The 16,547-nt window shown below is 64.2% G+C and carries 9 protein-coding genes; 2 read left to right on the forward strand and 7 right to left on the reverse strand.

Features of this window, described 5'->3' with window-relative positions:
* Window positions 1-49: 49 nt before the first annotated feature.
* Window positions 50-562 carry a hypothetical protein gene (locus GCU42_RS11285; protein ID WP_152569559.1) on the reverse strand — a complete coding sequence of 171 codons (513 nt, stop codon included), beginning with the start codon at window positions 560-562 and terminating at the stop codon, window positions 50-52.
* Between the two features lie 435 nt (window positions 563-997).
* Between GCU42_RS11285 and GCU42_RS11290 the strand changes: the two genes are divergently transcribed.
* Together GCU42_RS11290 and GCU42_RS11295 are read left to right on the forward strand one after the other, a co-directional pair.
* A complete protein-coding gene (locus GCU42_RS11290) occupies window positions 998-3,307 on the forward strand; it encodes a glycosyltransferase (RefSeq protein WP_114227598.1) in 2,310 nt (769 codons plus the stop codon).
* Between the two features lie 133 nt (window positions 3,308-3,440).
* Window positions 3,441-4,178 (forward strand): FkbM family methyltransferase, encoded by a 738-nt coding sequence (locus tag GCU42_RS11295; protein WP_162789203.1) that lies wholly within the window; start codon window positions 3,441-3,443, stop codon window positions 4,176-4,178.
* Window positions 4,179-4,340: 162 nt separating this feature from the next.
* Here GCU42_RS11295 and GCU42_RS11300 read toward each other — a convergent pair whose 3' ends face one another.
* From GCU42_RS11300 to GCU42_RS11325, 6 genes are all read right to left on the reverse strand, one after another.
* Window positions 4,341-5,156, reverse strand: coding sequence for an ABC transporter permease (locus tag GCU42_RS11300; protein ID WP_114227600.1), 816 nt, complete (start codon window positions 5,154-5,156; stop codon window positions 4,341-4,343).
* 545 nt (window positions 5,157-5,701) lie between these two features.
* Complete coding sequence (locus tag GCU42_RS15665; protein WP_205214967.1) at window positions 5,702-6,037, reverse strand: tyrosine-type recombinase/integrase; 336 nt, start codon at window positions 6,035-6,037, stop codon at window positions 5,702-5,704.
* Window positions 6,038-7,014: 977 nt separating this feature from the next.
* On the reverse strand, window positions 7,015-10,080 hold the full coding sequence (locus GCU42_RS11310; protein ID WP_114227601.1) for a CHAT domain-containing protein: 3,066 nt from the start codon (window positions 10,078-10,080) through the stop codon (window positions 7,015-7,017).
* The gene (locus tag GCU42_RS15560) at window positions 10,077-13,355 is read right to left on the reverse strand and encodes a beta strand repeat-containing protein (RefSeq protein WP_162789204.1); all 3,279 of its coding nucleotides are present in this window, start codon (window positions 13,353-13,355) and stop codon (window positions 10,077-10,079) included. Before GCU42_RS15560 ends, GCU42_RS11310 begins: the two co-directional genes overlap by 4 nt.
* A gap of 2 nt (window positions 13,356-13,357) precedes the next feature.
* Window positions 13,358-14,926, reverse strand: coding sequence for a ShlB/FhaC/HecB family hemolysin secretion/activation protein (locus GCU42_RS11320; protein WP_240309436.1), 1,569 nt, complete (start codon window positions 14,924-14,926; stop codon window positions 13,358-13,360).
* A gap of 314 nt (window positions 14,927-15,240) precedes the next feature.
* Complete coding sequence (locus tag GCU42_RS11325) at window positions 15,241-16,479, reverse strand: ammonium transporter (RefSeq protein ID WP_114227604.1); 1,239 nt, start codon at window positions 16,477-16,479, stop codon at window positions 15,241-15,243.
* Between the last annotated feature and the right edge of the window lie 68 nt (window positions 16,480-16,547).

Consider the following 16,547-nt stretch of genomic DNA (forward strand, 5'->3'; position numbering starts at 1 on the left):
CTAGCGGGCTTTTTTGTGTCTGTCTCGCTCGGCGTAAGAATGACTCTGCTTAGCCGTGTCCGCACAGTGTCCGCCGCATCAACCCGGCTTGAATTCGGGGACACCAATTAGAACTATCCACTGTAAGAACTGCCGGCCGAATAACGTGATCTGCACTTGCAAAGGTTCTGAGCCTTCGATTAACTGAGGCGTAGCCGATTTTCGCGACAAACTTTGCCCACTGCCCAAAGGTGCGGCCAGCATGGATAGTAAGGTTGGCTGGCTTATCCGCGACCGTCTGGAAGAGCTTTTCGAAGTAAATGAGTGGAGCCTGCCCGGTGACGTTGAGCCCCTCGAGGGCCTGGATCTGAGACCCGAAGAGCAGCCGGTAGTGCGTCTCAGGAAGTCGATTGGACTCGCTGATCGAGCGGGTCCTAATAGCCGAGGCAAGCTTGACCTCCGCGCTGCCCCTCACGTGCTCGTCTAAGAGCTTCGCAAGGGAAGCATCCAAAGCATCATAAACGATGTCCGATGGCGGAGAGTACGGGTGTCCAACGGGACCGGTAGAGGAGAGGTATGCCATGTTTCGGCTGCCTGCTGACCGCTTAGTTCTTGATCCGCGAACTCGGCAGTGCCGCCAAAAGCACTAACTTGTCGCACACGACGGATCATTGCTGCGAGTGGTTTCCGAAAACCCCAAGCAACAGCATCAACAGTGATCGGCCAAGAGGCGGCCGCAAATGCCGGGGCAAATACTTCGGCCTAGAATCTGCGCTGTCCAACCGCGGCCGCCTAGTAGGGCGAGTCGCGCAGATCAAGCGTCTCGACGCCTAGATCACTGTGAAAAACAACGCTCGGACCCCACCACCTTGCTACTCGATACAACTACTTTTGAGCGCTTTCGGCTTGCCGCGAGACCGCTTTTTGTGCACCGAGGTTTGATTCGTCGGTAAATTATCGAAGCGACGAGCCTTCGATTTTTCACGCCGGTCACTCCTGGAACGAGCGTCGTAGGTAAATGAATTACGAATCTGTTGCGTCTTTTTCGCCTGTCTCAAACCACAGCGGGATTGAGAAGCTGGATCTCATTGTTCCGGTCTACAGGAATAAGGCGCTCGTTCAGGAGTGCCTAGACTCGATTAGGGCTCATATCGGTGAGATATCATCGTACGCACCCCGCCTTATCGTGGTCAACGATTCGCCTGATGACGACGAGGTAAGCGCATATCTTTCTACCGAGGCCAACCACGGCTCGATTGATCTGCTGATCGAAAACGTTGTAAATTTCGGATTTGTAAAATCCGTGAATAAGGCGCTCAAGGCATCAAAGGAACGGGGCGCGTCGGCGATCCTGATCAATAGCGACACTCAGACTTTTCCGGGCACACTGTCCGAGCTCGCTGCGGTTGCTGCCCTCGACGAACAATTCGGCTTTGTCTGTCCGCGCTCGAACAATGCGTCGCTTTGCACCTTCCCGCTGCCGCCGCACAGCCAGGCGGGACTATCCATCGGGCCAGAGGCATCGCACCAGGTTTGGTCGGAATTGCAAGACTTGCTCCCACGCTACTCACTCGTGCCGACCGCAATTGGCTTCTACATGCTTATTCGGTCAGTCGTGATTCAGAATTTCGGCGGGTTGGACGAGCGTTTCGGCGTCGGGTACGAAGAAGAAAATGATCTCGTTATGCGTGCAGGAAAGGTCGGGTTCCGCGCCGTCCTTGCAAACCACGCTTTCGCTTATCACGCAGGTTCGGCCTCCTTCGTCCTTACGGATATCGAATTGGATTCGCACCGGGCGGACAACCTTCGCGAAATCACGCGACTCCATCCTGAGTTTTTGCCATTGGTGCGAAAGTTCGAACACTCGCCGGGTTTTCGCGCTGAAAGCTTAATGAAGGGTCTTTTGCCGGACTCTCACGGACGCCTCGATATTGTCTTCAATCTACTCTCTATGGGCCGCCATCATAACGGCACCAACGAATTCATCGTGTCTGCTTTGAGAGCGTTTTCGAGAGAAGCTGACGACCGCTTCAACGTCGTTCTGCTTTGTGATTGGGATACCGCCCGTTTTCATGGCCTTGAAACGATTCCCAACATCCGAATTACTAGTCGGACTGATGAAGTCTATGCGATCTCATTCAGTTTCGGCCAGCCCTACGATTTGCACGACGTGAACGTGATGGAAAAGCTGGCCCCGATCGTAGTCTACTCGATGCTCGATGTTATTTCCCTCGATTGTGGACCCCTCCGGCACAACCAGAAAATCGAAGACCTTTGGGATCATGTCGCCGACACTGCGAGCGGCTTGGTATTTATCAGTGAGTTTTCGAGGAAAACTTTCGTAAATCGATTTCCTTCGGTCAAGGGTCGACTTTTCGCAAAGCTGCTCGCGACGCAGCGTGGCTGTTATGCCGATCAATACGCTGAAAGTCGGAAAGGCGCCCGTCACATTTTTGTCGCCGGGAATCATTTCGACCATAAGGACTCAACGAGAGTCGGAAAACTTCTAGCAGAAACTTTCCAATCCTTGGGATTTGTCGTCCTGGGAGCGCAAGAAAGCTATCCTCCAAATGTTCGCTTGCTGAGGTCGGGCGCGATCAGTGAGCTTGAGATGAATCACGCTCTTGCCAGCAGCAGCGTGGTTGTCCTTCCATCGTTTTACGAGGGATTTGGTTTTACACTCATGCATGCACTTGCATTAGGTAAGCCCATTGTCGCGCGTGATATCGCAGCGACGCGCGAAATTCTGCAAACGTTCGGGGACACGTCGGGCGTGGTCCTGTTCGGCAACGACGACGACCTGCCAGAGGCGGTTCGCAAGGCGTTACGTGCAGGAGCATCATCCGTACGAGGCGAGCATGGCCCGAGCTGGACTGAGTGGGCGCAAGACTTGGTTGTCTTTCTAGGCCAGCTCACGAACGCTCGAGACGAGATTTATAAGACGGTCGAGAAGCGTTTGAAGACTGGCGATCTTCTGCGGGCCCAAGGAATGTTGAGCGTCCTGCAAAGTCAGGCTGCGCATTCGAGCGTTGAGCCGCAAAAGCAAGGCACTAGCGGAACTTCCGTTTTTAAATGGTCAGACCTACGAGAGTTGCCTCCGGAGCTCTTTGTCAGGAAGGCTTACGAGGTCGTCTTGGGCCGCTCCCCTGATCCAGATGGCGAGCAACATCACCTCAGACTTCTAAGAGAAGGCGAGAGGAGGAATAAGGTCGTGACCGGTCTTTTGGCGAGTTCTGAATATCTGAATGGCAATCGCAAGGTGGAAATTTCCGGATTACCAAGAGCACCTCGCCCCAACCGGAAACTGTTGGATTTCTTGCGTAGGTGAATTGTGGCCGTGGTATTCCCGTCGCCAATCAGGCCGACTGACGCACAGCTAAGCAAAATCTGCGAGAGACTGCATTGAGATGGATCGTCACGCACTAGCCCAGTACTTCCTTCGTTCAACGGGGTGGCCCGACATGGAAGGCCTCATTCGCGATATCTACGTCGCGCATGCGCGTCCCGGGGATGCTATGCTCGACGTGGGGGTGAATCACGGAACCCATTTTGTTCAGATGGCCGAAGCCGTAGGCCCAGCGGGTCATGTTATTGGCTTTGAAGCTGCGCCTGAGATGTGCCGACAAACCCTCGAGGCAATCGCCCTACATCATGCGCACCTGCGGCAAAGGACAACCCTTTATCAAAAGGCGGTGTCAGACAGACTCGGAGAGGCCAAATTCTTCTTCAGCAAAATAAATGATTCAGGTCTGAGTAGTCTCGCTCACCGCGACAATCTCATCGAGGGCGAGTACGACGAGATTACAGTTGAATTGGTCACGCTCGATAGCGCCCTTTCAACGGCCTTCGTCAATCGTCTCACTTTTGCGAAATTTGACATAGAAGGCGCCGAATTTGACGCTTTCCGGGGTGCTGAGGAAGTTTTTCGGAAACGACCGCTGATCGCGTTTGAGTGGGACGATACTTCTCCGGCCTTTTTCAATTACGAACCAAGGGACTTGCACGCCTTTGTGACAAGCTTCGGCTATCGGATCTATGATCTCTTTGGCTTTGAGTACCCGCATGCAGAGAATTTGATCAACGCCAAAGTCTGGAACTTTGTGGCCGTGCCGGGAGATGTTTCGCCTGAAGAGGTTCTTAAGCCGAGTCTAGAAACAATAAAGCAATGCTACGGCCTAACGCTTAGCGTGAGCGATTAACCCGCCACCCAATGAGAGAGAGCGATGATCGATTGCGAAGCTTATCGGCAAAAATCGATAGGCCACGAGGACGGGAAAATTTCTGGGTCTAGGTAAATGGCCGCTGAATAAAGGCAAAATTCCAGGTTGGAGGCCGCGATTGAATTCTGCCAAAAGCCAAGATTACTCAGGCGTGATCGTGCGACTGATCTTCATCGTTTGCGACAGACCCGAAATTGTCAGTCCCAGATTGACAAGAGCCATGTAGCCCAAATCGTAATGGGCCGTGATCTGGCTACCAAAGAAGCCTTCACGGATGTACTCTGTGCCGTGAACCATTGGCAACAACAGGACGTAATATTGGGCTTCTTGCGGAAGCGCGTCGACTAGGAACGCCGCACCGCTGAGCGGGAAGAGAATGTACGCAAGCGGGTGCCAAAGTTTTTCGACTAATTCGAACTCCTCTGCAAGGGCACCGAGCAGAATTGCAAGACTTGATCCAAACCAAGCAAGCATAAACCACCCAAACGACACTTGCAGGACGTTTTCAGGAAGATCGATCCACCCCGAGAAAGCGAAGAATATTACGAGGAACACGAACGACATTGTCGCTCCGGCACCCTCGATGATCAGACGAGCGAAAAAGATATCTAAGGGTCTGACATTGCGGTGATACATAAGCGCCAGATTGGGTTCGATCGAATTAATCACTCGCCCTGGCATATTTCGCCAAAGCAGAACGCTCGAATATCCGGTGATTGCAAACGCTGCTATCGGAAGATTTGATCCATGTACCGACTTAGTGGCTGTCCACAGCGCAGTGACAGCCAATGTGAACATCATCGGCTCTGCGAAAAGCCAAAGAAACCCGATGTTATGCCGTCCGAATCGAGTCAACATCTCGCGCAAAGTCAGCGCCCAGATAACACGACGCTGTATTTGCCAGGACCTGCGCAGACCAGTGGAATTCGCTGCTGTATTTTCGAAGGACTGAGTCAAAGATAACACCTTCTATTCAACTCTTGTCCCACGTCCATCCAGAATTTGCGCGGCAAGCGTCCAATCGACAGGGCGGTTTCGGTAACGACATAAGCGATCGCTCATGGCTAGCCTTTGCCGGCACCCGATCCGCCAACTTTCCGAATAACACTCGAAACCTCGAATGTATGCGCAAACGCCTACACGTCAAAGCAAACAAATTCCATCGCTGGTGACTATTGGAGGCGGTTGAGGTTAACCATCAGGGGTGCGACGGCCGAGGGTCACTTGGACGGCCCGGCTGCCGTAAGGATTTGCCGTATCGCGTCTTTTCCGGCGCGTAGCTCCGCCGGCGAAACCTTAGTTGTGACCGAAGAGATTAGGATCAGAGACACGGGCCGCGATTATCCAAAGGCCAACGTCCGCTTTTCACCCGAAGCAGACATTCGCGATTGCTGCTCATCGAAGCTTCTCTAAAATACCTTCAGTCGCCCGCCTCAAAACATCGTCGTATAGCCCTGCATAGCGCATCGTCGTCTCGGCCGAAGAATACCCAAGCAGCTCGCCTACAACCAGCAGGTTAGGCCCTCAGACGCAGCCATGCTCGCAAACGTGTGCCTTAAGTCATGCAGGCGAACCCGCTTCAGGCCGACGCTCGTGCAAGCCGACAGCCACGTCCTCCGGGCATCCCGTAGGGGTGCGCCGAGCCTGCCGGCATATATGTGGGGGCCGGCAGCCTCGGCGCACCGTCGTGCGAGGATTTCCGCTGCATCTGACGAGTACGGAAGTCGATGCTCGCGCCTTTGCTTCGTCTGAGAACTCGGCCTAGTCCCCGCATCGAGATCGAACTGGTCCCAGGTAGCCCCGAGAGCTTCACTTTTCCGGCAGCCGGTTAGGAGCATAAACAGAACCGCATCTGCGGACGGTTACTGGTTGCCCTTCTAAGGCCCGCTTCATTAGCATCACGCTTTCGCGAGCGAGGTAGCGGTGCCTTTTCTGCTCCTGATTTCTGTGTGCCCCAGAAGCTGGCTTACGCTCAATCCAACCCCATCGGATGCCGAGGTTTAGCGCCTTTCTTAGGACCTCAAGGATGCGATTGGCTCTAACCTCGCGGGTTGGACTTATTTTCGCGTGATGAGCGGCGCAGTCTGCAAAGGTTAGGTCCTCGACCTTGATTGCAGCAAAGCTAGGTAGAATGTCTTTGACCCACATCGAGCGATCGTCCGTTGCCGAACGCGCGGCTTTAGTCGGAAGGTGCTCAGCCGAATATCGATCAAACAAGGACTTAACAGTGGGCGCAGTCCTCCGGTCCTCGCGTTTCTTCAGGGGATCGCCACCCACATCGACGTCTCGACGGAGCGCCTCGACCTGTCTGCGGGCTATCACGACATTCCAGGAAAAAAAACTGGCCGATCGTTATCCGCCGCTCTCGACTAGCGGTGCGATAGTTGAAGATGAAGGACCGAGCGCCGGTTGAGGCTACTCGACAGCCAAAGCCGCTAACGCGCTCATCGTAGTAGATGCGATTACCTTTGGTTGGGATCGAATCATTCAAGGTAATTCGCTGATTGCGTGTCCGCGCTGTGTCCGCGATCGTTTGGAATCCTTTGAGCATCCGGTGTCTCCCTGTGACACTGCGTAGCAGGGGGGAAGCCAACAGCTTAGCCATAAAATGCCCGACTTCTCAACTGCTTGCGAAAGTGGACGTTCTGAAGCTCATAACCTGAAGGTCGTAGGTTTAGATCTTATCCCCGCAACCAAACTCAAAAGGCCACCCATCCGGGCGGCCTTTTTTGTTCGTCCGGACCTGACCTAGGGCTTGGCTCCGTTGTTCCCCGCACAAGCCCGCCCTCACCGGCGGGCGATTCGCGCTTCGGCCTTAGCGCCGCCGCTCAGGCAGGCTGGCGACCTGTTGCGGCGGTAAGCTACCCGCCGGCAGCAGCGGCTTGGCCCCGTCGCCCAGGATGATGAACGCTGCCCAGTAGAACGGATGGCTGGTCTTGGGATCGTCCATCAGCCCCGCCTGCGCATCGCGCAATGCCGCCGCGAGCGGCTCACCCGGCTTGGCGCCGAGCAATCCGCCCATCAGCCGCCCGGTCGCGCCATAGTCGTCGGGCACCGGCCAGTGGCTGGCCACGACCGAGCGCGCGCCGGCGCCGACGAAGGCGCGGACCAGCCCGTCGAGCGCGTAATTGCCCCCCGACGTCACCCCCGCCTCGCGGCTAGCGGCAATCGTCGCCAGGCCCGCAGTGTCGCACGCCGACAGGATCACCACGTCGGCGTCGAGGTGGAGGTCGAAAATCTCCTTGAAGCTCAGCAGCCCATCCGAGCCGGCCCCACCAAACGAGGTCAACAGCGCCGGACGCGGCGGACAGTCAGGCCGCGGCGCGGTCACCAGCCCGTGGGTGGCGAAATGCAGCACGCGGAAGTCGCCGAGCTCGCGATCCGACAGCAAGGCCGTGTCGCTGAACGCCGCGCCGGTGATCAGCTCGCTGCGCCCCGGCCCGAACCGCCGCTCCCCAAGCTTCAGCTCGGCCGGCGAGATCGGCGCCTGCCACGCCGACAGCGGCCACTCGCACTCGTCGGTCACCGCCGCGACCGGCAGCGCGCCGGGCACCGCATTGTCGCCGAGCCCGAGGTAGAGCCGATGCGCCTTGCTCGCCGCGATCGCACGGACGTCGAGGAAGCTGCGCGCACTCACCGCCGTCGAAATCTCGCGCCCGCGCCCGAGCCACGCGATCCCGCGATAGTCATATTCGTCGGCGCCTGGCAGCCGCTGTCTTGCCTGGTAGGCGGCGAGTGTCGCGGGGTCACTGACCAGCACCGACACCGGCAGCTGCAGCAGCGCCCCGTCGGGCTCGACGATCAAGTGGCTGACCTGCCCCAGCGCCGGGGCGATCGGCCCCATCAACCGGGTGAACAGCGCCGCCGAGCGAGCGACATCGAACGGGTCGGTGACGACCTGCCCCTGATCGGTCCGCGCAATCGTGTCGCGCAGCGCCCGGACGTCGTCCGCCAGCCCGGCGCGATCGCTGCCGGTCCGGTACAGACGCGCCGAGGTCGGCGTGACGAACAACGCATAATCCCGGCTCGCCGTGTCGATCAGCTGCCAATAGGCCTCGCCGGGCTTGAGCCGCTGCTGCAATTCCGTGAGGTCGACCTGGCTGCGGCTCAGCGCCTGGTAGCGCGGGAACGCGCTCAGCCGCGCCTGCAGCCCGGTCTGCTCGGCCCGCAAGGCGGCGAGATTGCTCTGGGCCGCGGCCACGCTCTGCAGCACCGCCGCCGTCGGCTGCGGCCGCGCCTGGAGATCGGCCACTTCCTGCTGCGCTCGGGCGATCTCGCGGGTGCGGGCGAGCGACAGGCGGAACAACGCGCTGGCTTCGTCGCTGCCTTCGCTGAACTGGCGGGCGAGCACCGCCTGCGTCTGCGCGACGCCGGGCCGCTGCCGCGCCTGCGCGGCCGCAAAGGCCTCGCCCGCCGCCGCGGCGTCCGGCGCGTCGGCCAGCATCGCCAGATAGGGCTCGAGCAGGCCGCGCAAGGTCGAGCCGCCGTCGGGCACCGAGCTCGCCTGCGCCACCACGTCGCGGAACAGCGCGCGAGCGCCGGCGCGGTCGCCGAGCCGGCCGAGCATCGACGCCTTGCGCGCACGCGCCGACAGCAGGGCGGGTGAATCGGGCAAACTCTTTTCGAGGATCGCGATCGCCTCGTCGTAGCGGGCGCGTGCACCCATCCCGTCGCCGCGGTCCTCGGCCAGCAGCGCCTGCTCCTGCGCGATGTCCGACAGCATCCAACTCGCCGATTCGATCGTCCCCTCGCGCACTCCGCGGATCCGCCGGCCCGCCTCGGCCAGCTCGCGCTCGGCCTCGGCATAGCGCTTGAGCTGGCGGTGCGCGGTCCCGGTCAGCGCCAAGGCTTGGCCATCGAGCACGTCCGATCGCTCGGCGGGCGTCAACGCGCTGTCGAGCGCACGCAGCCGCCGCGCGTCGGCGCTATCGCTGTTGAGCTCGAGGCTCACCGGCTCGTTGATGAGGCCCCGCCCGAGCGCGTCGCGGTCGTCGTCGCGGACCACTTCGGGCATCGGCTCGGCCAAGCGCACCAGCGCGTCCGACGGCTGCTGGCGGTTGAGCTCGGCGATCGCCCGATAGTTGCGCAGCAACCGCATCAGCACCGGGTCGGACGGCGAGATCAGCGCCTGCGCCTTGTCGAACAGCCCGCGCGCCGCCGCGGCATTGCCGAGATTCGATTGCTGCAGGCCCTGGTTGGCCCAGGTCTCGGCCTTGAGCACCGCGTCATTGCCCTGCCGCTCGGCAATCGAATCGAAGAATTCGGCGGACTCGGCGTAGCGACCGCCATTGTTGCGCAAATAGCCCTCGATCCGCGCACTGCCGGTGTCGAGTGCGCCGGCCTGGATGCTGGCGAAGGCGGCGAGGTCGCTGACCTCGGTCGTGGCGACCCGCACCGTGCCGGGCTGTGGTCGGTCGTTGACTAGGCTGGCGAGCGCGAGGCGCAGCGCGCTGTCGTAGCCGGCGAGGCCCTCGACCACATAATGCTTGGCGCCGCGGTCGATACCGTAGCGCAGATAGTCGAGCGAGGCGGCGCGGTCGTGGCAGCGGATCATCCGCACCGCGCCGATCCCGGCCACCACGGCGCTCGCCTCGGGCGCGCATTCCTGGCCAGCCATCACCACCGGCAGCGCGATCGCGCGGCGGAGCACCAGCGCCGCCCCGACCGGCGCCGCGGCGTCGCGGCAGGTCAGCGCATAGGCCCGGTCGAACATCGTCCCGAGCCTTTTGTCGAGCGCGTTGAATTGCGCGCTGCAACTGACCCCGTCGCTCCCGATCCGGAAGCTGTCGCGGGTCGCGACGCTGTCCGCCGCCGGTGCGGGCGTGGCGACCATTCCGCCAAGGGCGCTTGCCGCCAGCGCCGCCGCCAGGGTCCGCCTCATCGTCCGCCTCCCGGCGACGTGGTGGCCCCCATCATCGCCGGATTGCCCGCGCCCGACACCGGCTCGTCGATCGGCCGGACCTTTTCGAGCGGTCGGCGGTCGACCAGTTTCTCGGCCGGGGTGATCGCGCTCGACTTGCGCTTGCGGTCATCGTCGTCGTCGCCGAACAATTTGTCGGGCAGGAACGGGACGAAGCCCAGGTGAATGTCCTCGTCGCGGGTGACGACGGTCGGTGCGCAGCTCGACGCGTTGACCAGGCAGCCGTTGACGCTGCTGTTGGGGGTGAAGACGAACCCGCTCGACGCCTTGGCGCCGTTCAGCGCCGCCTGCACCGCGAAGCCACCGGTCGCGGTGCCGCTGGCCGCCACGATCTGCCCGTTGACGATCAGCTCGACCGGGCCCGCCGGCGCCCCCGCGGAGACGAAGCCGAGGAAGCTGCCGCTGCCGCTGGTCAGCCCCGCCGGCAAGGCCTTGGTGCCGCTGTTCTGGACCAGGATCTGGTGCGGATCGACGAAGCTGATCGTGCCGGCACGGACGACCCCTGCCGGACGCGGGGTGAGCATCACTCGCGCAAGGTCCGCCTCGCGTCCGGTGTAGGCGGAATTGGCGGCGAGCCGATTTAAGGTGTCGGCTTCGGCGACCCACAGGCGGTCGGTGCGGAAGCTCAGCTGCCCGCCCGGCGCCGCGCCATTGCCACCCAGGCTGATCCCGCCGCTGCCGGCGTCAACCTGCACGCGCGCGGCCTCGAACTCGACCGTCTGCGCAGCGCCGATGCCATTGCCCGTCATTTGACCGGTAATGCCGATCACCCCAGCGCGGCCGCTCGGGGTCGCGCTGACGATGCGCAGCAACCCGCTGCTTCCGAGCTGCGCGCCGGCCAGCGTCAGCTTGCCGACCTGAATGGCAAGCGGGGCACTGGCGTCGGCGCGGCCGGACAGCGTGATGCTGTCGCCGCGCAGCCGCCCGAACTCGGCATCGCTCAAGGCATAGCCGCTTCCCGACAGCCCGTCGCCAAGCAGCATCTGCGAGGCGTTGGTCGAGGTCAGCCGCATCGCCCCGCTGGCGGTCAGGCTGGCGGACGAGCCCAGCGCGATATCGCTCGAGGTGAGGTCGATCGTCGGCGCGGTCCACGCGCCGTCGATCGTCAGCAACCCGCCCGAGGTGATCGCGATCCCGCCCGCGGAAGTTGCCAGCCCCGCCAGGGCGACTTTCCCCGGCGCCGTGGCCGCGAAGCCGTTCAACGACTTCAGGTTGGCGCCGATCAGCAGGTCGCCCGCGGTGGTCACCGACAACTGCAAGGCGTTGAAACTGCCCCGCGCCACCGGCGCCGCCTCGGCGGTGAAGGTGCGGGCTCCGAGCGTGATCGACCCCGCCGTCAGCCGGCCGCCGTCACTCGACACGCCAAGCGCGTTGCTGGTGGTGACTCCGAAGCCGCCGTCGACGTCCGCGGTGGCGTGGTCGACCGCGACCAGGTCGCGCACCGCGTCGGGCGTGCTGGTCGCCGCGGCGACGGTGAAGCCGAGCTGCCCGACGTGAAGTTGGCCGCCGGTCAGCTGGACGCGATTGCCGCCCGTCGACACCGATCGTCCAACCCCGGCTAAGCCGCTGCCGCCGGTCGCGCCGGCGTGCGCCGATACGGTGTTCGCGGTGAGCGCTCCGCCGGGTCCGACCAGCAGCGCCAGCCGTCCGGTCGCGGCATCGCCGCCGCTGCCGCCCTGGCCCGTTCCGCCGACCCCGTCGCTGTGGAGCGTCGCGTTGCGGAGCGCGATCGTCCCGCCTTGCGCGTTGAGCTCGATCGAGCCGCCGGTGCCGGTCCCACCGCTGGTCCCCGCGCCGCCGATCCCGTCGGCCGCCGCGCTGAGATCGCCGCCGATTCCGATCCGGCCGCTGTCGGTGGCAATCATGCCGATCACCCCACCGGTCCCGCTCGACGACGCTGCCCCGGTACCGTTGGCGAGCAGGCTCGCCCCGCCGCCGACGCTGATCGAGCCCCCGCGCCCGCCGCCGCCCGCCTTCCCCGCGGCCAGCGTTACGCTGCCGCCGAAGCCGGTGGTGTCGGTCGCGCTGCTCACCCCGCTGGCATCGGCGACGAGCGTGCCGCCGACGCTGAGCGCATGGCCGTTTTCGGCGCGCAGCGTGATCGCATTGTCCTCGATCCTGAGGTCGCCGGCGAAGCGCAGGTCGCCGCTTAGCGCGAGGAAATTGGCGGAGCCGTTGATCCCGGCGACGGTGTGATCGCGGAAGGTCGCGTTCTGAATGGTCGCATTGCCTGCCAGCCCGTTCGAGGCACCGGCCAGGGCGCCGTGGGCGATGTCGCGCCCGGCCGACAGCACGATCGCGTCGCCATCGACGCTCGCCTGGCCGGCGGGCGTGAAGCCGAGGTCGGCGCCGCCCTGGATCAGCATCGTCACCGCGCTATTCTTGGGAATCGACACCAGATAGAGCCGCTGCGTCGCCGCGACCGGTCCGCTGAGCGTGCGGCCGATGCTGCCGCCGTCGATGAACAGCCCGCCGTTGCTCCCCGCTGTCGGCGCACTGACCTGGATCGAATAAAGATTGTCGGGGCTGAAGGTGATGGTCGCGGCGTCGGCCGCCACCAGCGCTGCCCCGCCCGACGTCCTGATGGTCCCCGATTGCAACACCTGCGGCGCGACGATGGCGGTGTAGCTTCCCGTGCTGCCCGAACTCGTCAGCGACGCGCCCGGCGCGATCGACACCGCTCGGCCCGGCGCGCTGGAGGCAAAGACCACGGTGCGGTCGGCGCTCAGCCACGGCCCGCTCCCCGACCAGGGATCGCTGGTGGTGAGGCCGAGGCTGCCGACGTCGATCACCGCGCTCGCGCCGACCACGATCCCGCCCGGGCTGTAGAAGTAGACCGTCCCCGCCGCCTGGTCGGCATTGCCCTGCAGCCGCGAGAGAATGGTGCCGTTGAGCTCGATCGGGCGGGACGGATCGCCCGGAAGGATGCGGTTTAGGACCGCGAAGTCGGTCAACGTACTTCCCGTCGGCGTGGTGAACAGCGCGGTCGTGCCGGCCGGCTGGAAGATCACCGAATTGCCGTTGCCGACTCCGGCGGCGGTGTCGGGGGTCCAGTTGATCACTGCCTGCGGGCTGCCGACCCGCACTACCGTCCCGCTGGTCTGGTCGATGCTCGCACTGCCGAACACGACCTGGCCGCTCCCTTGGAACGAGCGCTGCGCCAGCGCGGGAGCGGGCACGGCGGCGAGGCCGGCAAAGGCCGCGGCCGAGCAGAGCAGGGAAATCGCTGCGCGCATGGTCATCTCCAAGGCAGGAAGCGGGTGGTGAGCGAAACGAGGGCGCGCCAGCCCGGACGGCGGTCGAACAGACCCGCGCGCTCGAGCGGCTTGGCGAGCGTGAGGTCGAGCCGCAGGCGGTCGGCGAGATTGCCGCGCACCCCGCCCCCGACCGAGGACAGGCGATCGGCGCCAAGCCCGTCGCCCTTGTTCCAAGCCCAGGCGATGTCGCCGAAGACGAACGGCTGCACCCGTGCCCCGCCGTGGCCGACCCGCAGCCGCGGCCCGCGCAACTCGGTGGCGAGGCCGACCCCGCTGTCACCGCTGATCGTCCCCGGATCGTAGCCGCGGCCGATGGTGTAATTGCCCCCGGTGAATTCCTCGAACGCTGCCAGCGGCGCAAAGGCGAGTTGGGCGCGCGGGCTGACATAGAGCGCCAGCGACCCGCCGATCGCCAGCTCGACCGAGCCGCCGGCCCGCACCAGCGTCGCGCGCGGATCGGCGTCGGCCCGGCTGAGCGGCACGGTGGTCACGAAATCGCACAGCGCCTGGCGGCACTCGCTGCTCGCACCGAACATGTCGAACCCCTTGCGCAGCTCGACGAAGCCACTCGCCCGCCAGTGCGGCGCGGGGTTCTTCGTATCCACCCCCTCGGCGCTCGCACGCAGCCAGCCGATCCGCAGCCGGTCGCGGGTCAGCGAAGTGATCAGCGTGACCTTCTGGTTGAGCAAGTCGAACCCGCCGCCGAGATAGACGCTGTGCCCCTGGCGGCGGACCAAAGGATAGGTCAGCGACAGGCTGGAGAAGAGCGTGCGCGCGGTCAGTGCCGGATCGCCAGCTTGAGCGCCGATGTCGGGCCGGCTCCACGCGTAGGTGAACTGGCCGTCGACGATCAGGCCTTCCGAACCCGGGCGAAACTGGTGCCCCGCCTGGAGGATCCGCTGCTCGCGCCAATCGCCGAGCGTGTTGTAGTAACCGAGCGTAGTGACGTCGCCCATGCCGGTCAGCCCGAACGCCTGCGCGCGCACCTGCCCGCCCCAGCGCCCGGTCTCGCGTCCGGCGAGGTTCTGCACCGTCGCATCGACCGAATAGGGCCGCCGGATCACGGTCACCTCGCCGACCAGGTCGCCCGGGGCGGTGCCGGCGGGACGGAGCGTCAGCTGGACGTTGTAGCCGGGCAGGTCTCGCGCCAGCAGCAAATACCGCTCGGCGCGCTTGCGGTCGAAGATCTCGTCCTCGGTCAGCTTCGACAGATATTGGGTAAGCTTGGCTTCGGCGCCGCTGGTCTCGCCGCGCGCCCGAACCGTGGTGACGCGCCCGTAAAGCACCTCGAGCACGACCACGCCATTCTCGATCCGCTGGACCGGCACCTGCACCGCGGCGAGATAGCCCTTGTCGCGCAGCAGGGTCGCGGCGCGGTCGCGGACGTCGCAGATGGTGCTGACCGGGCGCGGCTGGCCGACGAGATCGGCCCAGCTCGCACGCATTTCCGCCGGGGTGGCGCCCTTCAGATTGTGGAACCGCACCTCGCGGATGGTGACGTCGATCCCGGCGAACTGCGGATCGGCCAGCGCGCAAGGCGAGCGCTCCATCTCGCTTTTCACTTCGAGGCGCGACGGGCCCCGTTCGGGCACCGGCTGAGGCCGGGTCAGCTCATCGCGGGTCGGAGCGAGGCTTTGCGCGCCGGCGCCGCCACAGGGCAGCGCGGCAACGAGAATCGCAGCCGCGAGCCTTGCTCCCGCTCTCGACCCCCGAGCCGCCATGGATTTCCCCTGCGAGTCGCATCGCAGGGCCCTCCCGCGAGTCGCGACTTGTTAACTAACCGCTAACCGCGGTTAAGAGTCAATCGCCCGACTCGGCATAAGTGGCGGAAATGTCCCGGTTTGCGGCGGTCGGCCGGCTCCGGTCAGCTGTAGGCGCGCTCACCATGGTCGCTGAGGTCGAGCCCCTCGCGCTCGGCTTCCTCGTCGTGGCGGAGCGGGAGCAATGCCCGGGTCAGCGCGAAGCACAGCGCCGAGCCCGCCGCCGACCAGCCGATCGCCAGCCCGACCGCCGCGAGCTGGCGCACCAGTTGCGGCCCCAGCGCATAGTCCGCCGCCGCGTGACCGCCCAGCGCGGGCAGCGCGACCACCGCCGTCCCGACCGAGCCGACGATCCCGCCCAGCCCGTGGATGCCGAACACGTCGAGGCTGTCGTCGAGCTTCAGCCGCGCCTTGAAGCGGGCGATGAAGCCGTAGCAGACGAGGCTGGTGACCGCGCCGAGCAGGATCGCGCCGAGCGGGCCGCTGATCCCGGCGGCCGGCGTCACCGCGACCAGTCCGGCGACCGCGCCCGACGCGCCGCCGAGCAGCGACGGCTTGCCCGAGCGCCAGCGCTCGATCCCCATCCAGGCAAGGACGCCGGCGGCCGGCGCGGCCAGCGTGTTCATCAGCGCCACCGCGGCCAGCCCATTGGCTTCGAGCGCCGAGCCGCCGTTGAACCCGAACCAGCCGACCCACAGCAACCCGGTCCCGATCAGCACCAGCGCCAGATTGTGCGGCGGCATCGCCTCCTTCGGCCAGCCGAGCCGCGGCCCGCACAAGGCGACCCCGACCAGCCCAGCGACGCCGGCGTTGATATGGACCACCGTGCCGCCGGCGAAGTCGATCGCGCCGAGCGCGGCGACGAGCCCGGTCGGCGCCCACACCATGTGCGCGACCGGCGCGTAGACGACCGTCAGCCACAGCGCCGAAAACAGCAGGATCGCCGGAAACCGCACCCGCTCGACCAGCGAGCCGGTGATCAGCGCGGCGGTGATCGCGGCGAAGGTCAGCTGGAAGGCGGCGAACAACAGTTCGGGGATAGCCTTGCCCGCGGTCGGCAGCGGCCAGGCGCTGGCGCCGTCGAGCCCGACCAGGCCAATCCGCGACAGCGCGCCGATCACCCGCCCGCCCTCGCCGAAGGCGAGGCTGTAGCCCCACCCGATCCACACCAGCACGGCGACGGCGGTGATGCCGAGCACTTGGCTCATCACGCTCAGCAGGTTCTTGGCGCGGACCAACCCGCCATAGAACAGCGCCAGCCCGGGCAGCAGCATCAGCAGGACGAGTGCGGTCGAGACCAGCATCCACGCCGTGTCGCCGCTGTCGATCGTCGCTGCCGCCATGCCTGCCCCGCCCGCCCTTGTTGCGGTGCAACGATGGCCGGGGACGGAGCCGATGCCGACGCGAAATG

This window comes from Sphingomonas ginsengisoli An et al. 2013, assembly GCF_009363895.1.
GTDB classification, from domain to species: domain Bacteria; phylum Pseudomonadota; class Alphaproteobacteria; order Sphingomonadales; family Sphingomonadaceae; genus Sphingomicrobium; species Sphingomicrobium ginsengisoli.

What these genes read in the sequence shown, in the direction of transcription:
- GCU42_RS11285 (WP_152569559.1), bottom strand. Translation starts at nt 562, where the DNA reads ATGGCATACCTCTCCTCTACCGGTCCCGTTGGACACCCGTACTCTCCG.
- GCU42_RS11290 (WP_114227598.1), top strand. Translation starts at nt 998, where the DNA reads ATGAATTACGAATCTGTTGCGTCTTTTTCGCCTGTCTCAAACCACAGC.
- GCU42_RS11295 (WP_162789203.1), top strand. Translation starts at nt 3,441, where the DNA reads ATGGAAGGCCTCATTCGCGATATCTACGTCGCGCATGCGCGTCCCGGG.
- GCU42_RS15665 (WP_205214967.1), bottom strand. Translation starts at nt 6,037, where the DNA reads ATGCTCCTAACCGGCTGCCGGAAAAGTGAAGCTCTCGGGGCTACCTGG.
- GCU42_RS11310 (WP_114227601.1), bottom strand. Translation starts at nt 10,080, where the DNA reads ATGAGGCGGACCCTGGCGGCGGCGCTGGCGGCAAGCGCCCTTGGCGGA.
- GCU42_RS15560 (WP_162789204.1), bottom strand. Translation starts at nt 13,355, where the DNA reads ATGCGCGCAGCGATTTCCCTGCTCTGCTCGGCCGCGGCCTTTGCCGGC.
- GCU42_RS11320 (WP_240309436.1), bottom strand. Translation starts at nt 14,926, where the DNA reads ATGGAGCGCTCGCCTTGCGCGCTGGCCGATCCGCAGTTCGCCGGGATC.
- GCU42_RS11325 (WP_114227604.1), bottom strand. Translation starts at nt 16,479, where the DNA reads ATGGCGGCAGCGACGATCGACAGCGGCGACACGGCGTGGATGCTGGTC.